Origin of the sequence: Streptomyces sp. NPDC029044, from assembly GCF_040637495.1 — a bacterium.
Taxonomy (GTDB): domain Bacteria; phylum Actinomycetota; class Actinomycetes; order Streptomycetales; family Streptomycetaceae; genus Streptomyces.
This window is the reverse complement of the sequence record NZ_JBEZWN010000045.1, coordinates 50,349-64,338: the sequence shown is the minus strand read 5'-3', so window position 1 is coordinate 64,338 and position 13,990 is coordinate 50,349. Positions and strand designations below refer to the sequence as shown.

General features: G+C 69.7%; 15 protein-coding genes and 1 pseudogene. 6 read left to right on the top strand and 10 right to left on the bottom strand.

Annotation, left to right across the window (positions count from 1 at the left end; translation table 11 throughout):
- Nucleotides 1–131 precede the first annotated feature (131 nt).
- From AB0E85_RS28690 to AB0E85_RS28680, 3 genes are all read left to right on the top strand, one after another.
- A complete protein-coding gene (locus AB0E85_RS28690) occupies nucleotides 132–278 on the top strand; it encodes a GMC oxidoreductase (RefSeq protein ID WP_361932923.1) in 147 nt (48 codons plus the stop codon).
- Nucleotides 279–355: 77 nt separating this feature from the next.
- Nucleotides 356–712, top strand: coding sequence for a VOC family protein (locus tag AB0E85_RS28685; RefSeq protein WP_264935141.1), 357 nt, complete (start codon nucleotides 356–358; stop codon nucleotides 710–712).
- 66 nt (nucleotides 713–778) lie between these two features.
- Complete coding sequence (locus AB0E85_RS28680; protein ID WP_361932936.1) at nucleotides 779–1,012, top strand: ArsR family transcriptional regulator; 234 nt, start codon at nucleotides 779–781, stop codon at nucleotides 1,010–1,012.
- A gap of 273 nt (nucleotides 1,013–1,285) precedes the next feature.
- On the opposite strand, the gene AB0E85_RS28675 is transcribed toward AB0E85_RS28680, so the two are convergent.
- Complete coding sequence (locus tag AB0E85_RS28675; RefSeq protein ID WP_361932919.1) at nucleotides 1,286–1,615, bottom strand: hypothetical protein; 330 nt, start codon at nucleotides 1,613–1,615, stop codon at nucleotides 1,286–1,288.
- Between the two features lie 15 nt (nucleotides 1,616–1,630).
- A complete protein-coding gene (locus AB0E85_RS28670; RefSeq protein ID WP_361932917.1) occupies nucleotides 1,631–1,858 on the bottom strand; it encodes a hypothetical protein in 228 nt (75 codons plus the stop codon).
- Nucleotides 1,859–2,313: 455 nt separating this feature from the next.
- Here AB0E85_RS28670 and AB0E85_RS28665 point away from each other — a divergent pair, with 455 nt between their 5' ends.
- The gene (locus AB0E85_RS28665) at nucleotides 2,314–2,442 is read left to right on the top strand and encodes a hypothetical protein (RefSeq protein WP_361932915.1); all 129 of its coding nucleotides are present in this window, start codon (nucleotides 2,314–2,316) and stop codon (nucleotides 2,440–2,442) included.
- Here AB0E85_RS28665 and AB0E85_RS28660 read toward each other — a convergent pair.
- The 6 genes and pseudogenes from AB0E85_RS28660 to mhpD form a co-directional block, all read right to left on the bottom strand.
- The gene (locus AB0E85_RS28660; protein WP_361932913.1) at nucleotides 2,414–2,731 is read right to left on the bottom strand and encodes a muconolactone Delta-isomerase family protein; all 318 of its coding nucleotides are present in this window, start codon (nucleotides 2,729–2,731) and stop codon (nucleotides 2,414–2,416) included. The genes AB0E85_RS28665 and AB0E85_RS28660 overlap by 29 nt on opposite strands.
- 240 nt (nucleotides 2,732–2,971) lie before the next feature.
- The gene (locus AB0E85_RS28655; RefSeq protein WP_361932933.1) at nucleotides 2,972–3,649 is read right to left on the bottom strand and encodes a GMC family oxidoreductase; all 678 of its coding nucleotides are present in this window, start codon (nucleotides 3,647–3,649) and stop codon (nucleotides 2,972–2,974) included.
- Between the two features lie 87 nt (nucleotides 3,650–3,736).
- Nucleotides 3,737–4,612: pseudogene (locus AB0E85_RS28650) on the bottom strand (GMC family oxidoreductase N-terminal domain-containing protein); the annotation flags it as partial.
- Between the two features lie 411 nt (nucleotides 4,613–5,023).
- On the bottom strand, nucleotides 5,024–6,043 hold the full coding sequence (gene dmpG / locus AB0E85_RS28645) for a 4-hydroxy-2-oxovalerate aldolase (RefSeq protein ID WP_361932910.1): 1,020 nt from the start codon (nucleotides 6,041–6,043) through the stop codon (nucleotides 5,024–5,026).
- Between the two features lie 2 nt (nucleotides 6,044–6,045).
- A complete protein-coding gene (locus tag AB0E85_RS28640; protein ID WP_361932907.1) occupies nucleotides 6,046–6,978 on the bottom strand; it encodes an acetaldehyde dehydrogenase (acetylating) in 933 nt (310 codons plus the stop codon).
- Nucleotides 6,975–7,808, bottom strand: a complete 834-nt coding sequence (mhpD, locus tag AB0E85_RS28635; protein WP_361932905.1) for a 2-keto-4-pentenoate hydratase — start codon at nucleotides 7,806–7,808, stop codon at nucleotides 6,975–6,977. The genes AB0E85_RS28640 and mhpD overlap by 4 nt, the downstream gene beginning before the upstream one ends.
- A 117-nt stretch (nucleotides 7,809–7,925) precedes the next feature.
- Between mhpD and AB0E85_RS28630 the strand changes: the two genes are divergently transcribed.
- Together AB0E85_RS28630 and AB0E85_RS28625 are read left to right on the top strand one after the other, a co-directional pair.
- The gene (locus tag AB0E85_RS28630; protein WP_361932930.1) at nucleotides 7,926–8,648 is read left to right on the top strand and encodes an IclR family transcriptional regulator; all 723 of its coding nucleotides are present in this window, start codon (nucleotides 7,926–7,928) and stop codon (nucleotides 8,646–8,648) included.
- A 1,001-nt stretch (nucleotides 8,649–9,649) separates the two neighbouring features.
- Nucleotides 9,650–10,888, top strand: coding sequence for a DUF418 domain-containing protein (locus AB0E85_RS28625; RefSeq protein WP_361932902.1), 1,239 nt, complete (start codon nucleotides 9,650–9,652; stop codon nucleotides 10,886–10,888).
- 6 nt (nucleotides 10,889–10,894) lie between these two features.
- On the opposite strand, the gene AB0E85_RS28620 is transcribed toward AB0E85_RS28625, so the two are convergent.
- Nucleotides 10,895–12,844 carry an acyltransferase family protein gene (locus AB0E85_RS28620; RefSeq protein ID WP_361932899.1) on the bottom strand — a complete coding sequence of 650 codons (1,950 nt, stop codon included), beginning with the start codon at nucleotides 12,842–12,844 and terminating at the stop codon, nucleotides 10,895–10,897.
- Complete coding sequence (locus tag AB0E85_RS28615) at nucleotides 12,841–13,932, bottom strand: LCP family protein (protein ID WP_361932896.1); 1,092 nt, start codon at nucleotides 13,930–13,932, stop codon at nucleotides 12,841–12,843. Before AB0E85_RS28615 ends, AB0E85_RS28620 begins: the two co-directional genes overlap by 4 nt.
- Nucleotides 13,933–13,990: the final 58 nt, after the last annotated feature.

Below are 13,990 nucleotides of genomic sequence, written 5' to 3'. Positions count from 1 at the left end.
TCGCGGCCGCTGAAGCGAAGCTGCTTGCGGAGTTGAGCGAGGAACAGCGGACCCAGTTCCGAGACCTCCTGACCCGGGTCGCGCTCACCGCTCAGCGGGGCACCCTCCAAGGCTGAGGTGAAGGCCTCAGCGTGGTCGACGCTTCGGTGATTCCGGTGATCCCGTCCGCCAACATCAATGCTGTGGTTATCGCTATCGCTGAGAAAGCCGCCGCCGAGCGGGCCGGGACGACCTCTGCGCACACTGCGATCGCCGCGAAAGCCGCCTCGGATGCGTGACGGTTAACGGGTCGTCACGCGGGAGGAACACCTCACCACACCCGACTTAACGAATATCAGAGAGGCAGATGATTGACATGGGTCAGCCGGTAGCGTTCTTCGAAGTGATCAGCACAGATCAAAAGCGGGCGCAGAGGTTCTACGCGGATCTGTTCGACTGGCAGGTCGCCCCGGATCCGACGATGGGTGGCTACGCCCTGGTGGACACCGGCGCCGGCGACGGGGCGATCGTCGGAGGGATCGGCCCGTCGATCGCACCGGGAGACACGGGAGTCAAGGTCTACATGAAGGTCGACGACTTGGACGGGTACCTGGAGAGGGCCGAGGCGCTGGGCGGGAAGAAGGTGGTTCCGCCCACCGACCTGCCGGGCGACCAGAGCCGTTACGCGATTTTCGCGGATCCGGACGGGAATCTTGTCGGCCTGTGGGCCTGACCGACAAACAGAGAATCCAGTTGAGCGACGAGACGCACTGCGCGATGGCCGACACCGCGACGGACGCTGCGACTGACGAGGCGCTGCGGGCACTCGCCGAACCGCGTCTCCGGGCGTCCTGCGTCTCGTCGCCCACGAGAGCGGGCCGCGGGTGAGATTGCCGCAGCGTTCGAAGTCACCCGCACCGCGGTCAGCCGGCACCTGACGGTGCTGAAGAATGCTGGTCTGATCAGTGAGCGCTGCGATGGCACCCGGCGGCTCTACCGCGGCCGACCGGAAGGGCGCGACGATCCGCGGTAGTTCCTCGACGAGATATGGGCCGGCGTGCTCGACACCGCCCGACGACTTGGCGAGACCGACTCCGGTTTCGCCGACACCGACGAGGTGAGGCATGTCGGCTGACTCGCGTCCGCCGCAGCGAGGGAACTCCTCATGCGAGCCCAACCAGCGGACCGGTATGCGGCGCCCTGTCCATCTGCGGACGAGCCCGCGGACCTGCGGCGTGCGTTCACTCGGCACTGGGCCGAGGTCCTGCACCGGTTCCGAACCTACGTCCAGAGGGGGTCTTCGATGTTAAGGGGTGTGCGTACATGGCAGCCGTCGACCGGAGGGGCTGCGCGGCCCTGTGTCCACGCGACGACCGCCTGGAGCGACCCGGTCCATGGGGCGGCGAGATGATATGGCCATGTTGCACCGCTTAATGGCGGTGCCGTAGACGTAGAAGTCGGGCCGGATCAGCACGGCGACCGCATCGAGCTGCGCCAGCCATGCCGCGTAGGCGCCGGTGGTGTCCACGACCTGTTCCTCACCGGGCACAGCGTCCAGAGCGACCACCTTCCAACCGAGGTCGGCCAGCAGCAGCACGCCGCCGGAGCCGACGACGTCGTCGAACAGCCCGCGCATGGCTCCGCCGTCGACCTAGGCCTGGATGGACAGCACCCCGCCGCCGGCGTCGTCGCGCCGCAGCCCGGCCCCAAGGCGCGGCAGCGGTCGCTGTGGCTGCTCGACGCCGGCGGCGAGATCGGCCTGCATCGTTCTGTCCCGCTCCGCAGCGGCGTCCTGGTCGGCCAGGCAGATGACCTCGCCCAGCGCCATCGAGGCCAGTCGTGGAAGTAGCCAAGGTCGGTCACGGTGGAGCCGATCCACGACCGGACGTTTTCAACGGCCACACGCACGGCGACTATCTGGACGCGGAGAAGTTCCTGCGCCTGTGGGAACGGGCCGAAGCGCTCGCCGTTCCGCTCTATCTGCACCCGGCCAACTCCTTCGACACCTGGCACAACCTGCGGTCACGAGGAGCTGATCGGCCCGATGTGGAGCTGGGGCGTGGAGACCGCCACGCACGCCCTGCGCATCGTCTTCTCCGGTGTCTTCGACCGCTTCCCCGGCGCCACGCTCGTCCTCGGACACATCGGCGAAAGCCTGCCGGGCATGCTCTGGCGCCTCGACAGCCGCTGGGAGTTCATCAACCGCCGCGGTCTGAAGCTCGGCAAGGAACGGCCCTCGGACTACATCCGCGAGAACATCATGATCACCACGAGCGGGGTGTGCGCGCAGGCGCCCCTGCTGGGCAGCCTGCTCGCCCTGGGCGCCGCCGGATCATGTTGTCCACGGACTATCCCATGGAGGGAAACGCCGAAGCCGTCGCCTTCATCGACAACGCCCCGATCAGCGAGACCGACCGGGCGAAGATCTGCCACCTCAACGCCGAACGCCTGCTGAGACTCTGACACCAACCGGCGGTCGCCGCTCCTGGGGGTGCGTGGCGAGCGCTTCCGCAGTGACGCTCGTCCACTTCCGCATGGGCAGCGAGGTCTGGGCGTCGTGGAGGGCCGCGGGTCCTCGGCCTCGTACAGGCCGACCGTGGCGTTGCGGCCCGGAACCCGCCAGAGCCCCTTGAGCACGCCAGCCTCGCGGCCGTTCCATGGCGCACTCGCGTTCGCCTCTTCTCAGCTGCTCACGGGCGCTGTTCAGGGTGTGGGCCGGCAGCCGGTTCTCGGTACGGACCAGGAATTCCATTCGGACGTGGCACCACCGCGGCCCCCACCCACGAGCTGCTGCCCGCCGAGTACCTGGTCGACGCCGGCTGCACCGCCCTGCCCGACCTCCTCACCCACCGCGGCCCCGCTGATCGTGGCAAAGTTCGTAGCAGTAGCGGTTCCAGCTTCGGACCACGACGCGGCACGGCACCGGCAGGAGAACTCATGCTGGAGAAGACGGCTTGGCACTCATCCCTGCGAGGCCGCGGCGGTTGCTTGCCTACGGGTTCGGCACCCCGCGGATGCAGTCCGCGACGCGTTCCGCGACGGCCAGCGTGGGCAGGAACGTGTTGGCGCGGGGGATGGTGGGGAAGATGGATGCGTCCCCGACCCAGAGCCCTTCGACCCCGAGCACCCGGGCCTGGGGATCCACCACCGTGCGGGGGTCGTCGGGTGAGCCCATGCGTGCGGTCCCGCAGATATGGGACATGTCGCCCACTGATGCGAGCAGCCATCGCTCGATCGCCTCGTCGTTCTCCAGCGTAGAGATGTCCGTCCCCGCCGGGTCGATAGCAGCGCTTTCCACGATGTTGCGCATGGGCTCCGTCGCGAGATACTCGCGCACTCGGTGAAACCCGTCGCGCAGCCGAACGACGTCCGCGCGCTCTTCCAGTTGCCGGTGCTCGATCCGCGGCGCCGCGAAGGGGTCCGTTGACGAGAGTTTGAGGGCGCCTCGAGAGAAGACCTGGTTCAACCAGACGATCGCCAGGCCGAACGGGTTCTCCTCCGCGCCTTGGCTGAGGCTGCCCTGGCTGAGGCCACCCCCGCCCCACGTACCGGTCGCGCGTTCTTCCACGATGGTCTTCTGCACTTCGCGAGACATGCGCGGCGCCTGGTTGGTCACCGCCATCATCATGTCGTTCTTGCCTGCTTCCTCGTGTCCCGACGAGTAGCGCAAGCAGGTGTTGACGTGGCGCGCGTCTGCTGGGGTCCTCAGTGCGTCGGCTCGGTGACGCAGCCAGACCGTGGCAAGTGGGTGGTCCTGTAGTCCCTCGCCGACGGGAAGCCGAAATCGTGGCGCTTCCGGACCAATGCCCGAGCGAATCAAGATCGCGGGCGAGTGCAGGGCTCCGGCTGCGAGAACGACGCCGTTCGCCTAGGCATTGACAGCGACGCCCTCACGATGGAACCGCACTCCCACGGCCCGGCTCCCTTCTATCAGGACGCGGTCCACCGTCGCTCCAGAAATGACCTCGAGGTTCGAGCGCTCACGCGCCGGCTCCAGGTAAGCGTCATTGGCCGTCACACGTCGGCCATCGCGGATGTTGAGCGGCGTCGGCGAAAGGCCTGTGCCGTTGGGCGAGTTGCTGTCCTCGCACCATGGCTGCCCGCTTCCCAGCACTGTTTCGGCGAACGCTTCGTCGAGGCTGCTCCACTCGTCGCGAGGGAGGCGAGTCACCGGAATCGGGCCGTTGTCGCCGTGATAGGGCTCTGTGCCGAAGTCGGCGTCGCTCTCTAGGCGGCGGAGGTAGGGAAGCATCTCGTCGTAGGACCAGCCGGCGCACCCTGCTTCCGCCCAGCGATCGTAGTCATCCGGCATGGCGCGCATGGCCGCCAACCCATTGATGAGCGATGAGCCGCCCAGGCCGCGACCGCGAAGGTAGGGCCGCGGAGGCTGGGCTCGCGTTCGACGCGCCTGCAGGTCCGCCCACTGGAAACGCGCCGCCTCAAGATCCTCGATGGGACGCCATCCATTGGCACTCCGGATGGCTCCTGGGGCTTCGCCCGGTCGCCAGTCGTCACCTGCCTCGAGAACAAGAACCTGCGTCGTCGAGTCTTCGCTCAGACGGTTGGCCAGGACACAGCCAGCGGACCCGCCGCCGATCACTATGAAATCGGCTTCGATGGACTTAGAAGTCATGGGAAGACAAGCTTTCCGTATTTTCCGGACCCCGAAATTGACATGCAAGCATTCCAGCGTGAATGCGCACTTCTGGGGGTCGGTTGACAAGAGCCACCTGCGTCGCCGCGGAGCAAGAGCGCTCCGCCTTTCCAGATACCATGCCAGAAAGGTGTTCTGCAAACAAGACTATCTGTGGATCAACTGAAGATGCTGAGTGTCTTGCCTTGGACAATGACCTGGTCTGGGCCATTCGCATGATCTCGGGGGCGCGTCGGCGCGGTGCTGCCGAGGCCGCGGAGACGCTGCCCGGAGGGTCACGCGCCTACATGGGGCTCCTGGCATCGGACCCCGCGCAGCGTGCTCGGACGCCTCGCATGCAGGAGCTGCCGGTGCGCCGTCGGCGCACCGGCTCCTCCTCAACTCCGCGCGTCAGGCAGCGGTTTCCGCCCGCGCGGCCAGATCCAGCGCGATGTCGGTGATCATGTCCTCCTGGCCGCCGACCATGCGCCGTCGGCCAGCCTCGACGAGGATGCTGCGGGTGTCCAGGCCGTAGCGCGCGGCGGCGGTCTCGGCGTGGCGCAGGAAGCTGGAATACACGCCCGCGTAGCCGAGGCTGAGCGTCTCGCGGTCCACCCTCACCTCGCGGTCCTGCAGCGGACGTACGAGATCGTCGGCGGCGTCCATCAGCGGGAACAGATCACATCCGTGCTCGAAGCCCATCAGGTCGGCCACCGCGATGAAAGCCTCGAGAGGGCAGTTGCCCGCGCCAGCCCCCTGCCCGGCGAGCGAGGCGTCGACGCGCACAGCGCCGCTCTCGACGGCAACGACCGTGTTGGCCACGCCCAGGGCGAGGTTGTGATGGGCGTGGATGCCCAACTCCGTGGCCGGGTCGAGGACGTCACGGTAGGCGCGCAAGCGGTCGCGGACCCCGTCCATGGTGAGCCGACCACCGGAGTCGGTCACGTAGACGCACGTAGCGCCGTACGACTCCATGAGCCGCGCCTGGCGGGCGAGTTCGGCCGGTTCGGCCATGTGGGACATCATCAGGAACCCGGCGACGTCCATCCCCAGCTCCCGAGCGGCGGAGATGTGCTGGGCGGAGATGTCGGCCTCGGTGCAGTGCGTGGCGACGCGCACCGAGCGGATGCCCAGGGAGTGCGCCTGCTTGAGGTCGTGGACCGTTCCGATGCCGGGCAGCAGAAGAGTCGTGGGGACGGCTCGGCGCACGGCGCCCACCACCGCCTCGATCCACTCCCAGTCGGTGTGGGCGCCGACGCCGTAGTTGATGCTGGAGCCGGACAGCCCGTCGCCGTGGGCGATCTCGATGGCGGCGACCCCGGAGGCGTCCAGGGCGGCGGCGATCGTAGCGGCCTGGTCGACGGTGTAGCGGTGCCGGACGGCGTGCATGCCGTCCCGCAGGGTGACGTCCTGGACGTACAGGCGGGTCATCTTCAGGCCACCTCCGTGGCGCGGTAGGCGGCTATGCGTTCCGCGGTGCGCAGCGCGGCCGAGGTCATGATGTCGAGGTTTCCTGCGTAGGCCGGGAGGTAGTGGGCGGCGCCCTCGACCTCCAGGAAGACCGAGACCTTGAGGACCTCGCCCGCGCCGGGGGCGAGGGCGCGCAGCGGGTGGTGGGCCGCCACCTTCGCGAACTGCACCTTCTGCTTGAGCCGATAGCCGGGCACGTACTCCTGTACCCTCCCGACCATCTCCTCGACCGACGCGGTGACCGCCTCGGTGGCGCAGTCGGAGACCAGGCAGTGCACGGTGTCCCGCATGATCAGCGGGGGTTCCGCCGGGTTGAGGATGATGATCGCCTTGCCGCGCCGGGCGCCACCGACCCGCTCGATGGCGGAGGCGGTGGTCTCGGTGAACTCGTCGATGTTCGCCCGGGTGCCGGGGCCGGCGGAGCGGGAGGAGATGGAGGCGACGATCTCGCCGTAGTGCACGGGGGTGACGGAGTCGACCGCGGCGATGACCGGGATGGTGGCTTGGCCGCCGCAGGTGACCATGTTGACGTTCGGTGCGCCGAGATGGGCGCCGCCGTTGACCGGCGGGACGACGTACGGGCCGATCGCGGCCGGAGTGAGGTCGACGAGGGTGCGGCCGAGCGGGCGCAGCACCTCGTCATGGTGGCGGTGGGCCCCGGCCGAGGTCGCGTCGAAGACGATCTCCACGTCGGCGAACTCGTCCAGGCCGATGAGCCCTTCGACGCCCTTGTGGGTGGTGGCGACCTTCAGGCGGCGGGCGCGGGCCAGGCCGTCGGAGTCCGGGTCGATGCCGGCCATCGCCGCGATGTCGAGGGTCTCCGACAGCCGCAGCAGCTTGATCATCAGGTCGGTGCCGATGTTGCCCGAGCCGATGACCGCGACCTTGGTGCTCATCGCTCACTTCCTTCCTTCACGAAGCCGACCCGTACGGATCCCAGGTCCGAGACGTGGGCCTCGAACACGTCGCCCGGGGCGGCGGGGGCCATCGGGCCCAGGGCCCCGGTCAGCACCAGGTCGCCCGCACGCAGCGGGTCTCCCCGCTCGGCGAGCGCCGAGGCCAGCCAGACCGCCGCGTTGAGGGGGCCGCCGAGGCAGTCGGCGCCGGTGCCCTCCGAGACCGTCTCGTCGTTTCGGGTCATGGTCATCGTCACGGCGCGCAGGTCGATGCCGGTAAGCGGTACGGGCGTGCCGCCGAGGACGTACAGCCCGCTGGAGGCGTTGTCGGCGACCGTGTCGACGAGGGAGATGTCCCACCCCTGCACCCGGCTGTCGACGATCTCCAGAGCGGGGAGAGCGAAGTCGACCGCCCGCAGCACGTCCACCACGGTGCACTCGCGGTGCGGCAGATCACGGCCCAGCACCAGCGCGACCTCGGCCTCCACCTTGGGCTGCAGCAGCCGCCCGGCGGCCACCTCACCGCCGTCGGGTACGGCCATGTCCGCGAAGAGCGTGCCGAAGTCGGGCTGTTCGACGCCGAGTTGCCGCTGCACGGCAGGCGAGGTCAGGCCGATCTTGCGGCCGACGATCCGGCGGCCGGCGTCCAGGCCGCGGCGGACGTTCAGTTGCTGGACGGCGTACGCGGACGTCAGGTCGCCGTCGTCGAAGAACGTCCGCACCGGCGGGCAGGCGGCCCGGGTGCGGGTGGCCTCGGCCAGCACGTCGGCGGCCTTGGCCACGGCCGGGGGAACGGCGTCCGCAGGGACGCGGTCGGGCGGAGTCGACACGGGCTGCCTCCAGGGGAGTGGTGCCGTCGGTGCATCCGTCGGCCTGTTCTGGTATAGACAGAACACCCTCGCGGCGACAAACTTTGTTCCGTGACACGGAACAACGCGAGCGGCAGTATGCTGGAGAAAGCTGCTCTTATCCTCGACAGTTTCACTCCGAGCGGTGGTCCGTACCGTCTGTCGGAACTCTCGGAGCGCACGGGCCTGCCCAAGCCGACCGTGCACAGGCTGGCGGCCGACCTCATCGGGCTGGGCTGGCTGGAGCGCACGGGCCCTCAGTACAGGCTCGGTGCGAAGCTGTTCGAACTCGGTTCGCTGGTCCCGCACCGGCTCGATCTGCGCGAGGCGGCCCTGCCTTTTCTCCAGGACCTGTTCGAGGCGACCCGTGAGACCGTTCACCTCGGCGTCCGCGAGGGCCTTGAGGTGGTCTACCTCGAACGCATCCACGGCCACGAGGCGCTGCGGCTGCCCTCCCGGATCGGCGGCAGCCTGCCGCTGAGCTGCACCGGCGTGGGCAAGGCCCTGCTCGCCTTCTCCGGTACCGAGCTGACCGAGGACGTGCTGTCCCGGCCGCTGCCGCGCCTCACGCCCCACTCGATCACCGACCCGGCGCGTCTGCGCACGGCCCTGGAGAAGATCCGGGTCTCCGGCCTGGCCTACGAGGAGCAGGAAGCCGCGTCGGGGGTGAGCTGCATCGCGGCTCCCGTGTTCGCCGGCGGCACCATCGTGGCCGCCCTCTCGGTGGCCGTACCGCGCTCCCGCTTCAGCCCCGCCCAACTAGCCCCCGCGGTGCGGACGGCGGCCCTCGGACTTTCCCGCGTCCTGCGCGGGGGCGGTTGACCGCATGGCGGTGCGGCACGTCCTGGGCCAGGGTGACCTCGACCGGCAGATGCCGATTGCGGTTGAGGAAGTCGAAGAAGTCGAAGCGGATGAGGGGGTCGGCTCCGGGCAGGTGGATGGGAAACCGCGGCGAAATCACAGTCGCTGAGGCACGTGCCGAGGGAGGCGTTCTCGCAGCGGTCGTCAGGATGTCGCGCAGTCACTCGTGCGCCGGGTGGTAACGGTTCAGCGGGGCTACCACATCGTCTCGAGGAGCGGGCCAGAAGTGTTGCGTCCGTCGGTCGTGAGTGCGAGGCATGTCGTCACCGGATCGCTGTCTCGGGCGATGACGTCGGGGCCTGGCGGTAGCCGGCGACGGCCGCGGGGCGAGAGTCCGGTGTTTAGATCGGCCTGACGTGGCGAGGGCGCCTCACCGCAACACCCGATGCTTCGGCCATCTGGGCGGCCGCGTGATCGTCGACGTCCGGCTGGGGTGACCGGAGCCCCGCTCACCCCAAGACGTCTGCGCCATCGGGTCTTGGTTCTGGTCCTCGTCGAGCATCGCGAGGTGCAGTTCGGCGATGAGGGAGGGGGCGTCGCGGTTTCGGCCGGGCGCGGAGCAGCCCGGTTCAAGTGGTCACGCACGCGGCACAGCCAGATCATTCACGCGTGATCACTGGACGTGAGCGGGGGCCTGCCGGTGGTGGCTTCGATCGCGGGGCTGGTGCGGCGTCGCCAATCGCTGCGGCCGGCTCCCGGCGCGACCCCTTCCGCGTGGGCAACTGTGGCACGTGGGGCACGCGTGGCCACCTCCTGACGCCGGTCGGCACATCTCCGCCCGTCCGGCGTTCGATCCGCAGCGGCCGGTGAACCGGCATGCGCACGGTGCCTGAGACGTGACGGATACACAACTGAGTAGGGTTCGAGCCGTGGCCGCTACCGAGGGCAAGAGGAGCGGATACCTGGAGTGTCGATCATCGACGGCACCACAGATCCAGCACCACAGGAGTGCCATGAATGCCTTGCCTTCCACCGAAAGGCTCCAGGCGCCCGCAGCCCCGCTCCCTCGTATCGTCGGGCTCGATGTCGCCCGCGGACTCGCGGTGATCGGCATGCTCGCCCAACATTTCGCCTCGCTGCCCCCGAGTCCACCGTCCCTGTTCCAGCCCGGCAGTTGGGCCGGGTTGGTCAGTGGCGGATCGACCATCCTGTTCGCCGTCATCGGCGGGATCTCGATCGGCATCATCACCGGCGCCGCCCGCCGGCTCGACGGTCAGCAACTCCTCCGGGCCAAGATGAAACTCCTCGCCCGGGCGGCGGTCATCTTCCTTCTCGGCGCGGTGCTGAACGCCATCAGCCCCGGGGTCGGCGTGATCCTCTGCGTGTACGCGTTGTGCTACATCGCGGTGATTCCGCTGCTGCGTGTCCGGCCCCGGACGCTCGCGCTCGGCGCCGTGGCCGGCATGGTCGTGGTCCCCGTCCTGCTGGCCTACCTCACGGCGTTCAAGCAGTGGCGTCTTCCGGTCAACGCGTCCTTCGAGGAGTTCGATCTGCTCTTCGCCCTCAACGGGCTGTCCGTGGCCCCGCTGACGCTGTACTTCCTGCTGGGCATCGCCCTCTCCCGGTTCGACATCTCGTCGGGCCGTACGGTGCTCGGCATGCTCGTCAGCGGGGTCGTCCTGGTCGTCGTCGGCTACGGCGGTGGCTGGGCGGTGACCGAAGGGGAGGGCGCCGGGACGGCTGCCGTTCCCCCGGCGCCCGCGGGCGGGCCCGCCACGGCCCCGCCCGACAACGCCGCCCTCACCCGCGGCCTGCTCTGTATGCCGGAGCCCGGCCAGGTCACCTGCATAGACCCGAACTTCGACCCCGACACGTACAAGCCGGCGTGGCAGGCTCCCGAACTCGCCGATCAGGCCCGGCGGGTGCCGCACTCCAACCACGTTGCCGAAATGCTGGGCGGAACGGGAGTGGCGCTGCTGGTCACCGGGCTGAGCCTGGTCGTCGCGCCCCGCGTGCGGCGCTTGGTCGTGCCGTTGGCGGCGCTCGGCACCATGGCACTGACCGCGTACTCGCTGCAGTTCGTGCTGCTGTACACCGTCTCCTACCTCGGCGGCTCCGACCTGCTGTCCGACAACCAGAGCTTCCTCGTCATGACGGTCGCCCTGCTCGTCGTCTGCCCGGTCTGGCGGCGGCTGCTGGGGCAGGGACCGTTCGAACGGCTCCTGTCCGCCGCAGCCCGCCGCGCCGCGCACGTCGGCTGAACCCGGTTACCTCTGTTCCAGCGCTCGCGCCACCGTTCCCGCGTACAGCCTCGCGCCCGCGGGACCGGGGTGCACGCCGTCGTCCGCCAGGAGGTCGTCCCTGCCCCGGACGGCACGGTCCCAGTCCGCGACCACGACGTTCGGATGTGCCGCGGCGGTCTGCCGGACGGCGGTGTTCACCTGGTCCTTCCAGGCGAGCGGGCCGTGCACGGTGACCAGGACGACCGTACGGCGGGCGCCGGCTTCCCGGACGACCTGTTCGAGGTCCGTACGGCCGCCGACGCCGTTCGTGCCGAGGCCGACGAGCAGGACCGGGTTCAGACGGTCCTCGGATCCGAGGGAACGTACCTCGGAGGGGGCCGCGGACAGCTGGCGGCTGACCTTGGCGTCGATTTTGATGCCGGGGAAGCGTTCCTTCAGCGCCGGGGCCGCGGCGAGCATGACGGAGTCACCGACGGCCGTGATCCTTTCGGCCCGTGCGCGCGCGGACGTGCCCGGCGGCACCGGGTCGTCGCCCTGTACGGCGCGTTCACCGGCCGCGATCCGGTCGGCGGCGCTGTCGCCGCCGCCGGCCGAGGCGATGCCCCAGGCGGCGACGAGAACGGCCGTCCCGGCGAGTACCGCCACCGCGCGCGGACCCCACGAGCGCCGGTCATCGGTCCCGCTGCCTTCGGAATCGCCCGGTCCATGAGGACCACCGCTCGGGCGGCGCGAAATGCCGCCCACTCCACCGAGGTCGCCGCCCGGGACACGAGCCCTGTCCGCCGTACCGCCCCACGACTTCCCGCGCTCCCCGGACAGCGCCCCGCGCACCGCTGCCGCAGTCCGGCGCAGGCCGTGGCGGCGTACGGGTTTCTCCACCCAGCGGTACGAGGCGGCGGCCACGGCGACGGAGACAGCTGCCGCGAGCAGTCCTCGTAGAGGTGCCCGGCCCGGCCCGGGCCCGTCCGGCACGGCCAGGGCGATCAGCGGCATGTGCCACAGGTAGATCCCGTAGGACCGGCGGCCGATCCAGCGCAGCCACGGGGTGCTCATGAACCTGGCGAAGACCGATCCGCTCTGCGCGGCGGCCAGGACAACGGCTCCGGCGGCACACGCGGCGACGGCGAAGCCCCACGGGTACAGGTGCGGGGTGTCGGAGTGGATCCCCCCGGCCAGCACTGCGAGGACCACCGATCCCATGACACCGGCTGCTCCGTACAGGAGGGGTGCCCGATGGTGGTTCCGGGCACCGGCAGCGGGAACCGCGAGGGCGAGCGCGGCGCCGAGCAGGAGGCCGAAGGCGTGGGTGTCCGTGCCGAAGTAGGCACGGGACGTGTCCTCGCCGGGCCGGTGCAGCAGCGCCATCGCGGTGAGGGACGCGATCACCGCCGCCGGCACGACGGCCACGCGAATTCGGGTACGGGCGCAGGGGCCGGTCATCCGCAGCAGCCCCAGGATCACCAGGGGCCAGGCGAGATAGAACTGCTCCTCCACGCCGAGGGTCCACAGGTGCTGGAAAAGGGGCGGCGGCCCGAAAGAGGCGAAGTAGGAGGCATGGGTGCTGATCTGCCACCAGTTGTTGGTGAAGGTCAGCGCCGACAGCACGTCCCGCCCGGAGGCGTCGATCCGCTCCGGGCGCCACAGCGCCGCCGCGGCGGTCACGGTGACCAGGAGGACGACCAGCGCGGGGAGCAGCCGTCGCGCCCGCCGTACCCAGAACCGCGCGAGGTCGATCCGGCCGGTGCGCTGCCGTTCGGCGCACAGCAGGTCGGTGATCAGCCAGCCGCTGAGTACGAAGAACACGTCGACGCCGAGAAAGCCGCCGGGCAGCCAGGAGGGGGCGATGTGGTAGACGACCACCAGGAGCACGGCCACCGCGCGGACGCCGTCGAGTCCGGGCCGGTACAGGCGTAGGGCCTCAGGCGGCTCAGGGGCGGCGGGGCGCCGCATCATCAGGGTCGCGGAGTCGCTCACGACTGCTCACCTCCCGGCAGAGGCCGGTCCTCGATGAGCGCTTTCCATACGGCGTTCGCCTTCGGTTCCTCGGGGACGACCCGGTTGGGGTCGTGCGGGGCGGGGGCGACCGGCAGGGTGCGGAAGTCGACCTGGCCGGCGTCGAGGCCGTCGAGGGAGCGGGCGAAGGACGTCAGCGACGAGAGGGAACCGAGGCCCTTGTCCGTGCTGATGGCGCTGGTGAGGTCGTCGAGCAGCCGGTAGAGCCGCACGGGGTTCGTCAGCAGGTCGGTGGAGCGTATCTGGCCGATCAGGGCCTTCATGAAGGTCTGCTGGAGCTTGATGCGGCCGAGGTCGCTGCCGTCGCCGATTCCGTGCCGGGTGCGTACGAGCCCGAGGGCCTGTTCGCCGTTCAGGCGCTGAGGGCCCTTGCGAAGGTGGGTGCGGCTGTCGGGGTCGTCGATGTCCTGCGGGACATTCACCCGGACCCCGCCGAGCGTGTTGATCATCTTTTTGAATCCGGTGAAGTCGATCTCCACGACATGGTCGATCCGCAGCCCGGAGAGCTGCTCGACCGTGGCGACCGAGCAGGCCATGCCGCCGACGGAGAAGGCGGAGTTGAACATGACGGATTTCGCGGCCGGTACGACACCGGACCCGGTGGCGCAGGCGGGCCGGTCGATCAGGGTGTCCCGGGGAAGGCTGATCACCGAGGCGCCCCTGCGGCCGTCGGCGAGGTGGACGACCATGGCGGTGTCGGAGCGGGCGCCGCCTTCGTCGCGGCCGTACTCGCTGTTCGCCCCCGACCGGGAGTCCGAGCCGAGCAGCAGCACGTTCACCGCTCCCGGTGCCTGCCGGTCCGGTCGGGATCCGGTGTTCAACTGCCCGTCGACGTCCTGGGAGTCGATGTTGCCGTCGAGGTTCTGGTAGGCGAAGGCGGCGCCGGCCGCCATGAGCGTGACGAAGACGGCCGTCGTCACCAGGAGCCGGCGTTTCCGGTGGCGGGACGGGCGCCGGGAGGCCGGGCGGGCCCTGATGCGTCGCCGGTGTGCCGAGGGGTCCCTGGCGTGCCGGCGCGGCTCACGGACCGGAAGGCGTGGGTCGGTCATGCGCTCTCCCATTCGGACAGCCCGCGAACGTGCTTCGCGGTGGGTGCTGCCGATGGTC